This is a genomic window from Rhizobacter sp. P5_A1, assembly GCF_056400745.1.
The window spans coordinates 282674-299088 of record NZ_JBFUKR010000001.1 but is presented as its reverse complement, the minus strand read 5'-3'; the positions used below and the strand labels follow the sequence as shown (position 1 = coordinate 299088).

General features: G+C 69.0%; 16 protein-coding genes and 1 pseudogene. 15 read left to right on the top strand and 2 right to left on the bottom strand.

Translation table 11 applies throughout. The features are described from left to right. Positions 1–59 precede the first annotated feature (59 nt). The 12 genes and pseudogenes from AC1DTW_RS01440 to AC1DTW_RS01385 all read left to right on the top strand — a co-directional run bounded on the left by AC1DTW_RS01440 (position 60) and on the right by AC1DTW_RS01385 (position 11164). The gene (locus AC1DTW_RS01440; RefSeq protein WP_477978356.1) at positions 60–1331 is read left to right on the top strand and encodes a class I SAM-dependent methyltransferase; all 1272 of its coding nucleotides are present in this window, start codon (positions 60–62) and stop codon (positions 1329–1331) included. 22 nt (positions 1332–1353) lie between these two features. Further along, complete coding sequence (locus AC1DTW_RS01435; protein WP_477978354.1) at positions 1354–1677, top strand: DUF1840 domain-containing protein; 324 nt, start codon at positions 1354–1356, stop codon at positions 1675–1677. A 25-nt stretch (positions 1678–1702) separates the two neighbouring features. Continuing rightward, positions 1703–2335, top strand: a complete 633-nt coding sequence (locus tag AC1DTW_RS01430) for a YbhB/YbcL family Raf kinase inhibitor-like protein (RefSeq protein WP_477978352.1) — start codon at positions 1703–1705, stop codon at positions 2333–2335. Between the two features lie 106 nt (positions 2336–2441). Further along, positions 2442–3137: a histidine phosphatase family protein gene (locus AC1DTW_RS01425; RefSeq protein ID WP_477978350.1), complete on the top strand. Its 696-nt coding sequence runs from the start codon at positions 2442–2444 to the stop codon at positions 3135–3137. Further along, complete coding sequence (locus tag AC1DTW_RS01420; RefSeq protein WP_477978348.1) at positions 3134–4261, top strand: DSD1 family PLP-dependent enzyme; 1128 nt, start codon at positions 3134–3136, stop codon at positions 4259–4261. The genes AC1DTW_RS01425 and AC1DTW_RS01420 overlap by 4 nt, the downstream gene beginning before the upstream one ends. Before the next feature lie 24 nt (positions 4262–4285). Beyond that, positions 4286–5353 (top strand): annotated as a pseudogene (locus AC1DTW_RS01415) (sterol desaturase family protein); the annotation flags it as partial. Between the two features lie 201 nt (positions 5354–5554). After that, the gene (locus tag AC1DTW_RS01410) at positions 5555–6343 is read left to right on the top strand and encodes an IclR family transcriptional regulator (protein WP_477978347.1); all 789 of its coding nucleotides are present in this window, start codon (positions 5555–5557) and stop codon (positions 6341–6343) included. After that, entirely contained in the window at positions 6340–7116 is a 777-nt protein-coding gene (locus tag AC1DTW_RS01405; protein WP_477978344.1) for an ABC transporter ATP-binding protein, read from the top strand. The genes AC1DTW_RS01410 and AC1DTW_RS01405 overlap by 4 nt, the downstream gene beginning before the upstream one ends. A gap of 88 nt (positions 7117–7204) precedes the next feature. Continuing rightward, complete coding sequence (locus AC1DTW_RS01400; protein WP_477978342.1) at positions 7205–7906, top strand: ABC transporter ATP-binding protein; 702 nt, start codon at positions 7205–7207, stop codon at positions 7904–7906. Between the two features lie 48 nt (positions 7907–7954). After that, positions 7955–9169 carry an ABC transporter substrate-binding protein gene (locus AC1DTW_RS01395; protein WP_477978340.1) on the top strand — a complete coding sequence of 405 codons (1215 nt, stop codon included), beginning with the start codon at positions 7955–7957 and terminating at the stop codon, positions 9167–9169. Between the two features lie 139 nt (positions 9170–9308). After that, complete coding sequence (locus AC1DTW_RS01390; protein ID WP_477978338.1) at positions 9309–10193, top strand: branched-chain amino acid ABC transporter permease; 885 nt, start codon at positions 9309–9311, stop codon at positions 10191–10193. Further along, on the top strand, positions 10193–11164 hold the full coding sequence (locus AC1DTW_RS01385) for a branched-chain amino acid ABC transporter permease (protein ID WP_477978336.1): 972 nt from the start codon (positions 10193–10195) through the stop codon (positions 11162–11164). The genes AC1DTW_RS01390 and AC1DTW_RS01385 overlap by 1 nt, the downstream gene beginning before the upstream one ends. Positions 11165–11183: 19 nt before the next feature. On the opposite strand, the gene ruvB is transcribed toward AC1DTW_RS01385, so the two are convergent. Continuing rightward, positions 11184–12242 (bottom strand): Holliday junction branch migration DNA helicase RuvB, encoded by a 1059-nt coding sequence (ruvB, locus tag AC1DTW_RS01380; protein ID WP_477978334.1) that lies wholly within the window; start codon positions 12240–12242, stop codon positions 11184–11186. A 107-nt stretch (positions 12243–12349) separates the two neighbouring features. On the opposite strand from ruvB, the gene AC1DTW_RS01375 reads away from it, so the two are divergent. From AC1DTW_RS01375 to AC1DTW_RS01365, 3 genes are all read left to right on the top strand, one after another. After that, positions 12350–12742 (top strand): hypothetical protein, encoded by a 393-nt coding sequence (locus AC1DTW_RS01375; protein WP_477978332.1) that lies wholly within the window; start codon positions 12350–12352, stop codon positions 12740–12742. A gap of 114 nt (positions 12743–12856) precedes the next feature. Beyond that, complete coding sequence (locus tag AC1DTW_RS01370) at positions 12857–15223, top strand: TonB-dependent receptor (RefSeq protein ID WP_477978330.1); 2367 nt, start codon at positions 12857–12859, stop codon at positions 15221–15223. 38 nt (positions 15224–15261) lie between these two features. Beyond that, positions 15262–15765, top strand: coding sequence for a copper chaperone PCu(A)C (locus AC1DTW_RS01365; RefSeq protein ID WP_477978328.1), 504 nt, complete (start codon positions 15262–15264; stop codon positions 15763–15765). Positions 15766–15788: 23 nt separating this feature from the next. On the opposite strand, the gene ruvA is transcribed toward AC1DTW_RS01365, so the two are convergent. Beyond that, positions 15789–16361, bottom strand: a complete 573-nt coding sequence (gene ruvA / locus AC1DTW_RS01360; protein WP_477978326.1) for a Holliday junction branch migration protein RuvA — start codon at positions 16359–16361, stop codon at positions 15789–15791. Positions 16362–16415 lie beyond the last annotated feature (54 nt).

Sequence of the window (16415 nt, the reverse complement as noted above, 5' to 3'; positions counted from 1 at the left end):
GGGAGTCAAGCAACCATCGCTCATTTTTCGTACAGTCGAATGCGACAGGAGGTTCGACGATGAAGGTGATGGATTCGTTGCTGGAGCGCAAGCTTGAAGCCCTGACCCTGCCACTCGCGCTGGTGTTGCCCGACGGGCATCGCATCGGTGCGTCGGATGCGGCGGTGACGATCCGGCTCAGGCAGTTGTCGCCGCTGGCGCACGTCGCGGCGGGCGAGGTAGGCAAGGTCGCACAGGACTACGTCGAGGGCAAGCTCGATTTCGACGGCAGCGTGCGCGACCTGATGGTGATCGCCGCGCAGATGGTCGGCACCGACCCGACGCGCGACCACGGCGCCAACGCGACGCTGAACTGGTGGCGCGAGATCCGCCTGAATGCGCGCTCGCGAGCCCGCCACCAGGTGCACACCGATGCGCAGCAGGTCCAGTTCCATTACGACGTCTCGGACGACTTCTACGACCTCTGGCTCGACCCGATGCGGCTGTACTCGTGCGCCTATTTCAACGCGCCCGGCATCACGCTCGCGCAGGCCCAGCAGGCCAAGCTCGACCACATCTGCCGCAAGCTGATGCTGCGTCCCGGCGAGCGCTTTCTCGATATCGGCGCCGGCTGGGGCGGGCTGCTGATGTGGGCCGCCGAGCACTACGGCGTGCGCGGCCACGGCATCACGCTGTCGCGCAATCAGCACGCGCACGTGAACCAGCTGATCGCGGCGCGCGGGCTGCAGGGCCGGGTGACGATGGAGTTGCTCGACTACCGCGAGCTGCCCGAAGGCGAGCCCTACGACAAGATCGCGTCGGTCGGGATGTTCGAGCATGTCGGCCGTGCGCTGATGCCGGCCTACTTCGCGAAGATCCATCGCCTGCTCAAGCCCGGCGGCCTGCTGATGAACCACGGCATCACCGCGGGCGGCACGCGCAACCACCAGCTCGGCGCCGGCATGGGCGAGTTCATCGAGCGCTACATCTTCCCCGGCGGCGAGCTGCTGCACGTCTCGAAAGTCGCCGAGCTGATGAGCGAGGCGCAGCTCGAGCCGCTCGATCTCGAGAACCTGCGCCCGCATTACGCGCGCACCCTGTGGGCCTGGAGCGATGCGCTCGAAACGCGGCTCGAGCAGGCGCGCGCACTGACGCGCGACAGCGTCGTGCGTGCGTACCGGCTGTACCTCGCGGGCAGTGCGATGGGCTTCGAGCAGGGCTGGCTGTCGCTGTTCCAGATGCTCGCGGCGCGGCCGAGCGGGCGGGTCGAGGGCGGACCGATGCCGGGGGCACAATCGCAGTTCCCGTTCAACCGCGGCTACATGTACGGGGCACACGGCCGCAGCCATTGAGCTTCCCTCGAGCCCGATCACGATGATCTACAAGTTCAAATCCAAGGCCGCCGGCGACGTCATCATGACTGGGCCCGTCGGTGACGACGTGCTGCGCCTGATCGGCAAGGTGCCCGCGGCGAAAGGCATCATCGAGGTCGACGCGATGCGCGCGGCGATCGCCGCACTCGAGCAAGCCGTGGCGGCCGACGAAGCGGCGCGCGCGCAGGCCGAGCGCGAGGCCGTGGCCGAGGGCACGAAACTGGCGCCGCGCGACGGCGTGAACCTGCGCCAGCGCGCGTGGCCGCTGGTCGAGATGATGAAGCGCTCGATCGCCGAGCGTGCCGACATCGTCTGGGGTGTCTGAGAGCCTGAGAAGGAGGGGCGGGGCCATGAAACTGTGGAGCGACAGCTGGATCAACGGGGAGCGCATCCCGACGAAGTACGCCGCGGGCAAGCCCGACGGGGCCGGTGCCGCGACCTTCTCCGACAACATCAGCCCGCACCTCGCGTGGGGCGAGGTGCCGGCCGGCACGCGCTCGTTCGCGCTGATCTGCCACGACTTCGATGTGCCGAGCAAGGGCGACGATGTCAACAAGACCGACCGCGAGATCCCGGCCGATCTGCCGCGGGTCGACTTCTTCCACTGGGTCATGGTCGACCTGCCGGCGACCTTGTTCGAGATCACCGAAGGCCAGTTCAGCCGCGGCTTCACGACGCATGGCAAGCCCGGCCCCGCGGTCGCCGCGCTCCCCGTCGCGCGGCACGGCCTGAACGATTACACCGGGTGGTTCGCCGGGAATGCAGAGATGGGCGGCGACTACTTCGGCTACGACGGCCCGTTCCCGCCGTTCAACGATTCGCTGATCCATCACTACGTGTTCACCGTCTACGCGCTGTCGATCGCGCGCGCGCCGGTCGAGGGCAACTTCACCGGGCCGCAGGTGCGCGAGGCGATCTACCCGCACATCCTCGCCGAGGCCACGCACTCGGGAACCTACACATTGAATCGCCGGTTGATTTGATGCCCCCACGTCGCTGCGCTCCTGCCCCCGCGGGCCACGCAGGGCCCCCTCGTGGCCCCTGGGGCGCCGGCCCTGCTTGGCGCGGCCCGGCGCTGGGCCGAGTCTGATGTCCGGCGACCAGCAGCTGACGCGGGTCCTCGCGATCCGCCACGGCGAGACGGCGTGGAACGTCGACGGGCGCATCCAGGGTCAGCTCGACGTGCCGCTCAACGAGATGGGCCGCTGGCAGGTGCACCGGCTCGCGCTGGCGGTGGCCGACGAGGACATCGCCGCGGTCTACTCGAGCGACCTGCTGCGCGCCTACCAGACCGCGCAAGCGGTCGGGCGCGGCAGCGGTGACCCGATCGTCACCGACACCGGCCTGCGCGAACGTGGCTTCGGTGTCTTCGAGGGGCTGAGCTACGCCGAGATCAACGCGCGCTGGCCCGAGATGGGCGAGCGCTGGCGCAAGCGCGACCCGGAATTCGGCGCGCCGGGCGGCGAGACGCTGAACCAGTTCTACGAGCGCAGCGTCGCGACCGCGACACGTCTCGCGGCGCGCCACCCGGGCCAGACGATCGCGCTGGTCTCGCACGGCGGCGTGATGGACTGCCTGTACCGCGCCGCATCGCGCATCGCGCTCGACGCGCCACGCTCGTGGCAGCTCGGCAATGCCGCGATCAACCGGCTGCTGTACACGCCGCAAGGGTTCACGCTGGTCGGCTGGAGCGACACCTACCACCTCGACGACGACGCGCAGGGCGAGTGTGCCGATGTCGATGCACCGGTGAAGCCGCCGACGGCGACGAAGGCGGTCGCATGATCAGGTTGCCGGCCGCGAAGGTCGGCGATCCGGTCGATGCCATCGACACGCCGGCGCTGGTCATCGACCTGGACGCGATGGAGCGCAACCTCGCGACGATGGCCGCGTTCGCACGCGAGCGCCAGCTGCGGCTGCGGCCGCACGCGAAGATGCACAAGAGCGCGCAGATCGCGCAGCTGCAGATGCGCGCCGGCGCCGTCGGCGTGTGCGTGCAGAAGGTCGGCGAGGCCGAGGCGCTGGCCGCTGCCGGCGTCACCGACCTCTATGTCAGCAACGAGATCGTCGATGCCGCGAAGCTGGTACGCCTCGCGGCGCTCGCGGGCCGCGTGAAGCTCGCCGTCGCGGTCGATTCGGCGCTCGGCATCGAACGCCTCGCGGCCGCGCTGAAGCGAGCTGCAACGAGCCTGGACGTCTTCGTCGAGATCGATGTCGGCCAGGGCCGCTGCGGCGTCGCGCCGACGGCGGCCGGCGCGCTCGCGCACCAGGTCGTCGCGCACGGGCTGCGCTTCGCCGGCTTGCAGGCCTACCACGGCCGCGCGCAGCACCTGCGCGCGTTCGCCGAGCGCGACGCGGCGATCCGCCACGCGGTGACGGCGGTGCGCAGTGCCCAGGCGAGCATCACGTCGGCCGGCATGCAGTGTCCGCTCGTGACCGGTGCCGGCACCGGCAGCTTCATGTTCGAGGCCGCGAGCCGCGTCTACGGCGAGCTGCAGTGCGGCAGCTACCTGTTCATGGACCGCGACTACGCCGAGAACCAGGCCACCCCCGGTGCGCCGCACTTCGAGCACGCGCTGTTCGTCAAGTCGCAGGTGATGAGCCGCGGCGCCTCGCACGCGGTCGTCGATGCCGGGCACAAGTCGCACGCGGTCGACTCGGGCCTGCCGCAGGTCTGGCAGCGCGATCTGGCGTTCAGCAACGGCGGCGACGAGCACGGCATCCTGATGCCGCACGCCACCGGCCCGCACGCCACGCTGCCGGCGCTCGGCGAAACGGTGTGGCTCGTGCCCGGCCACTGCGACCCGACCGTGAACCTGCACGATCACTACATCGCGCTGCGCGGCGGCCTCGCGCACGGCGTGGTCGAGGCGGTGTGGCCGATTGACGCGCGCGGCTGTCTGAGCTGACTTCGCCGCGGCAGAATCCGCGCCATGACGGGCCCGCAGATCATCGTCCTGGCGACGCCGCTGTTCTTCCTGCTGATCGGCATCGAATGCGCGGTCGGCCGCCGGCGCGGGCGCAACACCTATCGGCTGAACGACGCGTTGAACAGCATCGGCCTGGGCGTGATGAGCCAGCTCACCGGCGTGTTCGGCGCGCTGGTCACGCTGGGCTTGTACACGCTGGCGTTCGAGAGCACCGCGCCGTGGCGCCTGCCGGCGGATGCCGCGTGGGTCTGGATCGTCGGGCTCGTGTTCTACGACCTGTGCTACTACTGGCATCACCGCTTCGGCCACACCGTCGCGCTGTTCTGGGCCGCACACGTCGTGCACCACCAGAGCGAGGACTACAACCTCTCGACTGCACTGCGCCAGACGAGCAGCGGCTGGGTCGCCGGCTGGCTGTTCTACCTGCCGATGGCGCTGCTCGGCTTTCCGCCGCTGGTGTTCGGCGTCGTTGCGCTGATCGATCTGCTCTACCAGTACTGGGTCCACACGCAGCAGATCGGGAAGCTCGGCGGGTTCGATCGCTGGTTCTGCGCGCCGAGCAACCACCGCGTGCACCACGCCGTCAACGACCGCTATCTGGACCGGAACTACGGCGGCATCCTGATCGTCTGGGATCGCCTGTTCGGCAGCTTCACCGAGGAGGACGATGCCGAGTCGATCGTCTACGGCACGCGGGGGCCGCTGCGCAGCTGGAACCCGGTCTGGGCCAACCTGCAGGTCTACGCCGAACTGGCCCGCGATTCGTGGCGCGCCGCCCGCTGGGCCGACAAGCTGCGCGTGTGGTTCATGCCGCCGGGCTGGCGCCCGGCCGATGTCGCGGCGAAGTGGCCGAAGCCCGCGTTCGACATTCGCGAGGTGCAACGCTACGACCCACCGATGACGCGCGCCGCGCGGGTCGCCGCGGTCGCGATCTTCGGGCTGCTGCTGGCCGCGACGACGCTGTTCCTGTGGAACGCGCATCGGCTGACCGGGTTGCAGCAGCTCGCGGCGGTCGCAGGCTTGCTCGCGCTGCTGTGGGCGGTGGGCTGGCTGAGCGAGCCACGAGCGAGCCACGTCGACGTCTCGGTGTTTTCCCGGTAAAGGGTCGTTGGGGGCTTGCAGCGGCGGCCGGACTGCAAGAGACTGCGCGCCTGCTCCACTGAACCCCGTTCAGCCTGTTGAACGCCGAGGTGAAGCCGAAACCCCATCCCGATGCCGCGCCCGCCTCCGATGCCTCCCGCGACCGCTTCCTCCGCACCGCTGGTGCCGGCCGTGACACGCGCGCTGACGCTGCTCGACCGCCTGGCCCGGCAGCGCGAGCCGATGAGCCTGGCGCAGCTGACGAACGAGCTCGCGCTGCCGAAGAGCAGCGTGCATGGCCTGTGCAACACGCTGATGTCGTTCGGCTACCTGCGCCGCCAGCCCGACGGCGCCTTCCTGATCGGACCGCGCGTGATGAGCCTGGCCGAGGCCTTCGTCTCGGGTACCGATGTCGCACAGGAGTTCAACGCGCTGTGGGCCGATGCCGGCTCGGCGCCGGAGGAGACCGTCGTGCTGTCGGTGCTCAGCGGCACCGATGCGCTGTACGTTGCGGTGCGCAACAGCGCGCGCCCGCTCGGGCTGGCGTTCAACGTCGGCATGCGGCTGCCGGCCTACCTGTCGGGCAGCGGCCGCGCGATGCTGGCCTACCGCGAGCCCGACGACGTGCGCAAGCTGTTCGCGGGCGGCCTGACCACACACCTGACCCGCAAGGGCCCGCGCGACATCGAGGCGCTGCTGAAGGAGCTCGCGCTGAACCGCAAGCGCGGCTACAGCGTCGACGACGAAAGCGTGCGCGAGGGCGTCTACTCGTTCGGCGCACCGGTGTTCGATGCGACCGGGCGTGTCGTGGCCGGCGTGGCGGTCTGCATCAACAAGGCGCTGCTCGGCGCCGACCGCGGCGAGCGCCATCGCGACGCGGCGCTCAGGGTCGCGCGCACGCTGTCGCAACGGCTCGGCGGCGAGGTCAAGAAGTCGACGCAGGCCGCGACGCGGCAACGCAAGCCCGGAGGCCAGTCATGAGTGGTGGTGAGTTCATCCTCGAGACCCGCGAACTGACCAAGGAGTTCAAGGGCTTCGTGGCGGTCAGCAAGGTCAATCTGCGGGTCCGGCGCGGCAGCATCCATGCGCTGATCGGCCCGAACGGCGCCGGCAAGACGACCTGCTTCAACCTGCTGACCAAGTTCCTGACGCCGACCACCGGCCAGATCCTGTTCGACGGCACCGACATCACGCCCGAGCACCCGGCCGCGATCGCGCGCCGCGGCGTGATCCGCTCGTTCCAGATTTCGGCGGTGTTCCCGCACCTGAGCGTGCTCGAGAACGTGCGCGTGGCGCTGCAGCGCAAGCTCGGCACCTCGTTCCATTTCTGGAAGCCCGAGCGCACGCTGCACTCGCTCGATGCGCGCGCGCTCGAACTGCTGCGCGAGGTCGATCTCGAGAGCTACGCGCGTATCCCGGCGGTCGAGCTCAGCTACGGGCGCAAACGCGCGCTCGAGATCGCGACGACGCTGGCGATGGAGCCGAAGCTGATGCTGCTCGACGAGCCGACGCAGGGCATGGGCCTCGAAGACGTCGACCGCATCCGCCAGCTGATCAAGAAGGTCGCGGCGAGCCGCACCGTGCTGATGGTCGAGCACAACATGAGCGTCGTCTCGAGCATTGCCGACATGATCACGGTGCTGGCCCGCGGCGCCACGCTGGCCGAGGGCCCGTATGCCGAGGTCTCGAAGAATCCACTCGTCGTCGAGGCCTACATGGGCAGCGCGAAGGTCGAGCTGAAGGGGGCCCACTGATGAGAGCGAGCGCCGCGCCGGGCCGCCCCAAGCAAGCGAGCATCCCCTCGGGGGATCGATCGACGTACTCGTCGGGCGAGGGGCTGTCATGACTGCGTTTCTCGAGGTCAAGAATCTGCACGGCTGGTACGGCGAATCGCACGTGCTGCACGGCGTGAACTTCCACGTCAACGAAGGCGAGGTCGTGACCCTGCTCGGGCGCAACGGCGCCGGGCGCACGAGCACGATGCGCGCGATCATGGGCCTGATCGGTCGGCGTCAGGGCTCGATCAAGGTGCGCGGCGCCGAGACGCTGAGCCTCGCGACACACCGGATCGCGCGCCTCGGCCTGGGCTACTGCCCCGAGGAGCGCGGCATCTTCTCGAGCCTGTCGGCCGAAGAGAATCTGATGCTGCCGCCGCGGCTCGCCGCGGGCGGGATGAGTGTCGAGCAGATCTACGCGATGTTCCCGAACCTGAAGGAGCGCGCCAGCAGCCAGGGCACGCGGCTCTCGGGCGGCGAGCAGCAGATGCTCGCGGTCGGGCGCATCCTGCGCACCGGCGCGAAGTTCCTGCTGCTCGACGAGATATCCGAAGGCCTCGCGCCGGTGATCGTGCAAAAGCTCGCCGAGATGGTCGTCGCGCTGCGTGCGCAGGGCTACACGATCCTGATGGTCGAGCAGAACTTCATGTTCGCAGCGCCGCTGGCCGACCGCTTCATGGTGATGGAGCACGGCCAGGTGATCCAGGAGTTCACGCAGGCCGAGTTGCCGTCGCGCATGGAGCGGCTGCACGAGTACCTCGGCGTCTGACGCGCCGAGCCGTTGCCACACACCTTTCCCCTCATTAGGAGACCGAAGATGAAACTGAAACTGAAGAAGCTGTCTGCGGCCTGTGCGATCGCCGCCGCCACCTTGTGCACCACCTCGGCCCAGGCGCAGATCTCCGGCGACGTGATCAAGATCGGCTTCATCACCGATCTCTCCGGTCTGTATGCCGACATCGACGGCCCGGCCGGCGCCGAGGCGATCCGCATGGCGATGGCCGCGATGGGCGGCGCCGTCGCCGGCAAGAAGATCGAACTGCTGGTCGCCGATCACCAGAACAAGCCCGACGTCGCCGCCGCGAAGGCGCGCGAGTGGTTCGACACGCAGGGCCTGGACATGCTCGTCGGCGGCACCAGCTCGGGAACCAGTCTGGCGATGGCGAAGATCGCGGCCGAGAAGAAGAAGGTCTTCATCTCGGTCGGCGCCGCGAGCTCGGCACTGACCAACGAGCAGTGCTCGCCGTACACCGTGCATTGGGCCTACGACACCGTCGCGCTCGCCAAGGGCACCGGCAACGCGGTCGTGAAGGCCGGCGGCAAGAGCTGGTACTTCCTGACGGCCGACTACGCGTTCGGCGCGCAGCTGCAGAACGACACCTCGGCGGTCGTCAAGGCGGCCGGCGGGACGATCGTCGGGTCGGTGAAGCACCCGCTGTCGGCGAGCGATTTTTCGTCCTTCCTGCTGCAGGCGCAGTCGAGCAAGGCGCAGATCCTCGGCCTGGCGAACGCCGGTGGCGACACGATCAACGCGATCAAGGCAGCGAACGAGTTCGGCATCACGAAGACGATGAAGCTGGCCGGCCTGCTGATGTTCATCAACGACATCCACTCGCTCGGCCTGAAGGCGACGCAGGGCATGTACCTGACCGACAGCTGGTACTGGAACCGCGACCCCGACTCGCGTGCCTGGAGCCGCAGCTTCTTCGAGAAGATCAAGCGCATGCCGTCGTCGATCCAGGCGGGCGACTACTCGGCCGTGCTGAACTACCTGAACGCCGTCAAGGCCACCGGCACCGACGACGCCGACAAGGTGCTGGCGCAGCTGCACAAGTCGAAGGTCAACGACATTTTCGCGAAGGGCGGCTATGTGCGCGAAGACGGCCGCATGGTGCACGACATGTACCTGATGCAGGTCAAGACGCCGGCCGAATCGACCGAACCCTGGGACTACTACAAGGTCGCCGAGACCTTCAAGGGCGAAGCGGCCTGGACGACCAAGGCCGAATCGAAGTGCGCCCTCTGGAAGTGATCTGATGACAGCCCCCCAGGCGCGGCGTACCACACCTGACCCCCCGAGGGGGTCTCGCCCGCCTTGGGCCACGAGGGGCCTCTTCGTGACCCTTGGCGGCCCGGCGCCGGGCTCGTCTCGCCAATCACGGTAGAAACAGATGGACATCTTCGGCATCCCGATCCAGGCCTTCCTCGGCCAGCTGCTGCTCGGCCTCGTGAACGGCTCGTTCTACGCGATGCTGAGCCTCGGTCTGGCGGTGATCTTCGGCCTGCTCGGCATCGTGAACTTCGCGCACGGCGCGCTGTACATGATCGGCGCGTACGTCGCGTTCGTGCTGCTCGACAGCTTCGGGCTGGGTTACTGGTATGCGCTGATCGTCGCGCCGCTGGTCGTCGGGGCCGTCGGCGTCGCGATCGAGCGCAGCTTGCTCAAGCACCTGTACAAGATCGACCCGATCTACGGCTTGCTGCTGACCTTCGGCCTGGCGCTGATCGCCGAAGGCGTGTTCCGTGATCGCTTCGGTGTCTCGGGCCAGCAGTACCCGGTGCCCGAACTGCTGCAGGGCGCAACCAACCTGGGTTTCATGGTGCTGCCGAACTACCGCGCCTGGGTCGTGTTCGCGTCGCTCGCGATCTGCCTGGGCACCTGGTTCACGATCGAACGCACGCGGCTCGGTGCCTACCTGCGCGCCGGCACCGAGAACCCGGCGCTGGTGCAGGCCTTCGGCATCAACGTGCCGGTGATGGTGATGCTGACCTACGGCGCCGGCGCCGGCCTGGCGGCGCTGGCCGGGGTGCTCGCGGCACCGGTGATCCAGATCACGCCGCTGATGGGCAGCAACCTGATCATCGTCGTCTTCGCGGTCGTCGTGATCGGCGGCATGGGCTCGATCCTCGGCTCGATCCTGACCGGCCTGGCGCTCGGGTTGATCGAGGGCCTGACCAAGGTGTTCTACCCCGAAGCCTCGAGCATCGTCGTGTTCGTGATCATGGCGATCGTGCTGATGATCCGCCCGGCCGGGCTGTTCGGTAAGGAGAAGTGATGAGCGCAGTGCTTGCCTCCGATCGCGGTACGGACGCTTCGAGGCTCAGCCGCATCGGGCTGTGGGTCGGCCTCGCGGTCCTCGCTGCGGCGCCGTTCATCGGCCTGTACCCGGTCTTCATGATGAAGGCGCTGTGCTACGCGATCTTCGCGTGCGCCTTCAACCTGCTGCTCGGCTACACCGGGCTGCTCTCGTTCGGCCACGCCGCGTACCTGGGCGCGGCGGCCTACGCCACCGGCTGGCTGGTGCGCTCTGCGGGCTGGTCGCCGGAGCTCGGCGTGCTGGCGGGCACGGTGATCGCCGGCCTGTGCGGGCTGGTGGTCGGGCTGATCGCGATCCGCCGCCAGGGCATCTACTTCGCGATGGTCACGCTGGCGATGGCGCAGATGATCTACTTCGTGTTCCTGCAGGCGCCATTCACCGGCGGCGAAGACGGCCTGCAGGGCGTGCCGCGCGGCAAGCTCTTCGGCCTGCTGTCGCTGGCGGACGACCGGGTGCTGTACTACGTCGTGCTGGCGGTGTTCGTCGCCGTGTTCCTGCTCATCATCCGCATCGTGCACTCGCCGTACGGCCAGGTGCTCAAGGCGATCCGCGAGAACGAGCCGCGCGCGATCTCGCTCGGCTACGACGTCGACCGCTACAAGCTGCTCGCGTTCGTGCTCTCGACCGCGATCGCCGGGCTGGCCGGCTCGATGAAGACGATGGTGCTGGGCTTCGCGACGCTGACCGATGCGCACTGGTCGCTGTCCGGCGAGGTCGTGCTGATGACGCTGCTCGGCGGCATGGGCACCTTCGCCGGCCCGGTGATCGGGGCGTTCACGATCATCGGCCTGCAGAATTTTCTTGCCGATCAGGTCGGCTCGTGGATCAACGTGATCATCGGCGCGATCTTCGTCGTCTGCGTGGTCGCGTTCCGCAAGGGCTTCGTCGGCGAGTTGCTGGCGTGGCAGCAGCGACGCAAACTCAGGTAGGCGAGCGGCCGCGCGGCATTCAAGCCTCGAACAGGTCGCCGCCCGAAACGCGCGGCGGCGTGACGCCCAGGTGCCGGTACGCCGCCGGCGTCGCGACCCGCCCGCGCGGCGTGCGCTGCAGGTAGCCTTGCTGGATCAGGTAGGGCTCGATCACGTCCTCGATCGTGTCGCGCTCCTCGCCGATCGCCGCGGCGACGTTGTCCAGGCCGACCGGGCCGCCGTCGAAGCGATGCACGACGGCCTCGAGCAGCTTGCGGTCCATCACGTCCAGGCCGTGCGCGTCGACATCGAGCATCTTCAGCGCCTTGTCGGCGAGCGCCTTGACGATGCGGCCGTCGGACTTCACGTCGGCATAGTCGCGCACGCGGCGCAGCAGCCGGTTCGCGATCCGCGGCGTGCCGCGCGAGCGGCGCGCAATCTCGAAGGCGCCTTCGTCGTCGGTCGGCACGTTCAGCAGCCCGGCCGAGCGGCGCACGATGCGCGCGAGTTCCTCGGGCGTGTAGAACTCGAGCCGGGCCACGATGCCGAAGCGGTCGCGCAGCGGGTTCGTCAGCATGCCGGCGCGCGTGGTCGCGCCGATCAGCGTGAACGGCTGGAGATCGAGCTTGATCGAGCGCGCGGCGGGGCCTTCGCCGATCATGATGTCGATCTGGTAATCCTCGAGCGCGGGGTACAGGATCTCCTCGACGACCGGGCTCAGGCGGTGGATCTCGTCGATGAAGAGAACGTCGTTGCGCTCGAGGTTGGTCAGGATCGCCGCCAGGTCCTTCGGTTTCTCGAGCACCGGGCCGGAGGTCTGGCGCAGGTTCACGCCGAGCTCGTTGGCGATGATGTGCGACAGCGTCGTCTTGCCCAGGCCCGGCGGGCCGAACAGCAGCACGTGGTCCATCGCCTCGCTGCGCATCTTCGCGGCGCCGATGAAGATCTCGAGCTGCTCGCGCGCCTTGGCCTGGCCGACGTACTCGGCCAGGCCTTTCGGCCGCAGTGCGCGCTCGATCGCCTCTTCGTTCGGGGACGTGGCCGCCGCGCTGACGACGCGGCTGCGCGCGGGCTCGAAATCATCGGTCTGGATCGCCATGCCTGATTATCGGCCGCGCCTGCCGTTCTCGGCAGGCGGCGAGATGCGCGTGAAACGCCGGCTGATCGGGCGGTGCGCGCCGCGACGCGTCTGAGACAATCGCGCCCATGATCTTCCGCAAGCCGTCGTCGCGCTGGGCCCTGTGGGCCTTCGCCGCCGCGTTGCTGCTGAAGTCGGCGATGCCCTGGCTTGCGAGCGCCTCGGCACAGAGGCAGGGCAAGGCGCTGGTCGAAGTCTGCACGGTCTACGGCGTGTCGCTGCTGCCGGCCGGCGGTGCGCATCACGAGCCGGCGCCGGATCATGCGCCGGCGCACGGCAGCGAGCATTGCGCGCTGAGCGCGTTGACGGCGCTGGCGAACGCGGGGCCGCCTGCGCTCGCGGTCATGCCGGTGCCGCTGCGCGATCGGGTCGCCGCGCGCGTGCGACCGGCGCTGCAGGCGCCCGATGCCTGTGCAAGCTGGGTCGCGCGTCTCCAGCACGGGCCTCCGGCGCTCGCCTGAACTGCCCCCGCCGCCGCACGTCGCGGATGCCCCGCTGATCGGGCGTACGCGCTGCCGGCCTGTGTGATGGCTTGCGAGGTCTGCCGCGCAGCCCGTTCAGGATCGATCGTCCTCATGTTCAAACCTTTCACCGCTGCGCCTGGCCGCGTCCGGGCCAGCCGCGCGCTGATTCCGGCGGCCGCGCTGCTCGCGTCGTTCGGCGCGCGCGCGCAAGAGGCCCCCGCGCCCGACGCTGCGCCGGTCAAGTCGCTCGGCGTCGTCACCGTCACCGGTGGCCAGCCGACCTCGCTGCCGACCCAGATTCCGGCGACGATGGAAAGCGTCACGCGCGAACAGATCGCGCGCACCATCAACGCCAGCGACAGCGAAGACGCGCTGAAGTACCTGCCCAGCCTGCTGGTGCGCAAGCGCTACGCCGGCGACTACAACCACGCGATCCTGTCGAGCCGCGCGTCGGGCACCGGCAACAGCGCGCGTTCGGCCGTGTATGCCGACGGCCTGCTGCTGTCGAACTACCTCGGCAACGGCGTCGGGGGCTTGAGCTTCCCGCCGCGCTGGGGCATGGTCACGCCCGAAGAGATCGAGCGGGTCGACGTGATGTACGGGCCGTTCTCGGCCGCGTACCCGGGCAACTCGGTCGGCGCGGTCGTGGTGTTCACGACGCGCATGCCGAAGGCCCTCGAAGTGCACGCGAAGGCGGGCTATACGCTGCAGCCGTTCAGCCTGTACGGGACCGACACGAGCCTGCGCACCTGGGAGGCGAACGCGTCGGTCGGCAACGCCGACGGGGCGTTCTCGTGGCTGCTGAACTTCAGCCACGCCGACAGCCACGGCCAGCCGCTGACCTTCGCGACACGGCTGTCGAGCAGCGGCACCCGCGGCACCGCGGGCACCGCGGTGACCGGGGCCGTGCTCGATGCGAACAACGCGAATCAGCCCTGGTACCTGCTCGGCAGCGGCACCGAGTACCGCACGAAGCAGGATCACTTCAGGGCCCGGCTGGCCTACGACATCACGCCGACGATCCGCGCGAACTACGTGCTCGGCGTCTGGCAGAACACGGCCGGCAGCGTGCCGGTGTCGTACCTGCGCGATGGGGCCGGCCAGCCGGTCTACGGCGGCACCATCAACATCGACGGCCGGTCGTTCGCCGCGCTGACCGGCGCCGACTTCGCGACGACGCGGGAGCGCCTGACCCACGTGATGCACGGCCTGGTGCTCAAGAGCGACACGCAGGGCCTCTGGGACTGGGAAGCGGCCGCGAGCCGCTACGACTATCGCCGTGACGACAAGCGCCAGAACGCCGCGTCGAACCCGCTGCCGGGCGCGCTCTCGGGCGGCGCCGGCACGCTCGCCGATGGCGGCGGCACCGGCTGGAGCAACCTCGCGCTGAAGGCCACCTGGCGCCCCGGCGGCACCCCGAGCGAGCACATCGTCGACTTCGGCGTGCAGCACGACCGCTACGTGCTGCACTACCTGACGACGAACCTCGCCGGCAGCTGGCTCGCCGACGGCGCCGGCACGCTCGCCAGCAACGTTGCCGGCAAGACGCAGCTGCGCAGCGTGTTTGGGCAGGATGCCTGGACCTTCGCGCCGCGCTGGAAGACCGTGCTCGGCCTGCGCGCCGAAGACTGGCATGCCCACGACGGCATCACCCAGATCGCCGGCGCGAACCTGCCTCCCTACGGGGTGCGCCATGAGCGCCACCTGTCGCCGAAGGCCGCGCTGTCGTTCCAGGCGCTGCCCGACCTGGTGCTGAAGGCTTCTGCCGGCCGGGCCGTGCGCATGCCCACGGTCGGCGAGTTGTACGGCGCGACCTCGACCACGAACGCGCAATACATCAACGACCCGAACCTGAAGCCGGAACGCTCGTGGACGAGCGAGCTGACGGTGGAGAAGGAGCTGAGCAACGCGCTGCTGCGCCTGACCGCTTTCACCGAGCGCACGCACGACGCGCTGTACGCGCAGACGACCTTCGATGCGCTCGCCGACAAGAACATCAGCCGGGTGCAGAACGTCGGGCGCATCCGTACCCGGGGCCTGGAGTTCGTTTACAACGGCAGCGACGTGCTGATGAAGGGCCTGGACCTGAGCGGCAGCGTGACCTATGCCGAGTCGGTGATCGAGGAGAACGCGGGCTTCGTCGCGACGCCCGGCGATACGCTTGGCAAGCGCCAGCCGAACATTCCGAAGTGGCGCGCGACCGCGCTCGCCGGCTACCGATTCGACGCACGATGGAGCGCTGCACTCGGCGCGCGCTACAGCGGAACGCAGTACCGCACGCTGAACAACGCCGACGTCAACGGCTTCACCTACATGGGCGTCAGCCGCTACTTCACGACCGACCTGCGGCTGCGTTGGCAGATCACCCGCCAGTGGTCGGCGGCGCTGGGTATCGACAACCTGAACAACGACCGCTACTGGAACTTCCATCCGTACCCGCAACGCAGCTACAACGCCGAGCTGAAGTTCGATCTGTGAGCACGAGCCTCATCCACACCGCAACCCGGAGATCCGACATGACCCCCCTGCAAACGATCATCAAGCGCGCGGCCTGCGCCGCGCTGTTCACGCTGGCCGCGCTGTCCGCCGCGCAAGCCCATGGCGGCCGCGCCGGCGACATCGAGATCACGCACCCGTACGCGGTGCCGACCCCGCCCGGTGCCGTCAACGGCGCCGCCTACATCGCGACGCTGACGAACACCGGCCAGCAGGCGGACAAGCTGCTGCGCGTCGACACGCCGATCGCGCAGCGCGCCGAACTGCACTCGATGACGGTCGATGCCGGCGGCGTGATGCGCATGCGCGAGCTCCCCGAGATGCCGCTGGCGCCCGGCGCGTCGATCAAGATGCGCCCCGGCGAGGGCCTGCACTTCATGCTGATCGGGCTGAAGCAGCCGCTGAAGGCCGGCGACAGCTTCCCGCTGACGCTGGAGTTCGAGCGTGGCGGCAAGACCGAGGTGAAGGTCGTTGTGCAGGTGCCGAAGGCCGGTGCCGGCATGGCGACCGAGCACAAGCACTGAATGACAACCCCTGGGCCCGAGGTCTATTTGGCGAGCGCGCGCAGCGCGAGCTTGATGCCGTCGCTGACGCCCACGTCCGCCGGCAGCGCCTTCAGCGCCGCGGCGGCCTCGCGATCGCTGTAGCCGAGCGCGAGCAGCGCCTGCAGGATGTCGCCCTGCGCGTGGCTCGCGACGCTCGTCGGCGCGGCGATCGCGTCGCCGAGCTTGCCCTTCAGCTCGAGCAGCAGCCGTTCGGCGGTCTTCTTGCCGATGCCGGGCACCTTCACGAGGCGCGCGCTTTCCTGCAGGCTGACGGCCTGCGCCAGTTCGTTGACGCTCAGGCCCGACAGGATCGACAGCGCGGTGCGCGGGCCGACGCCGGAGATCTTGACGAGCAGCCGGAAGGTCGCGCGCTCGTCGTGGGTCAGGAAACCGAACAGCACCTGCGCGTCTTCGCGCACGACGAAGTGGGTCAGCAGCGTGACGCGCTCGCCGAGGCCGGGCAGGTTGTAGAAGCTGCTCATCGGCACATCGACCTCGTAGCCGACGCCGTTCACATCGATGAGCAGTTGCGGGGGCGATTTTTCCGCGAGCGTGCCGGTGAGTCTTCCGATCATCGCCCGATTATGGGCGGCGCGCCGGGCCGCCCCAAGCCGGCCCGGGCCCCCGTG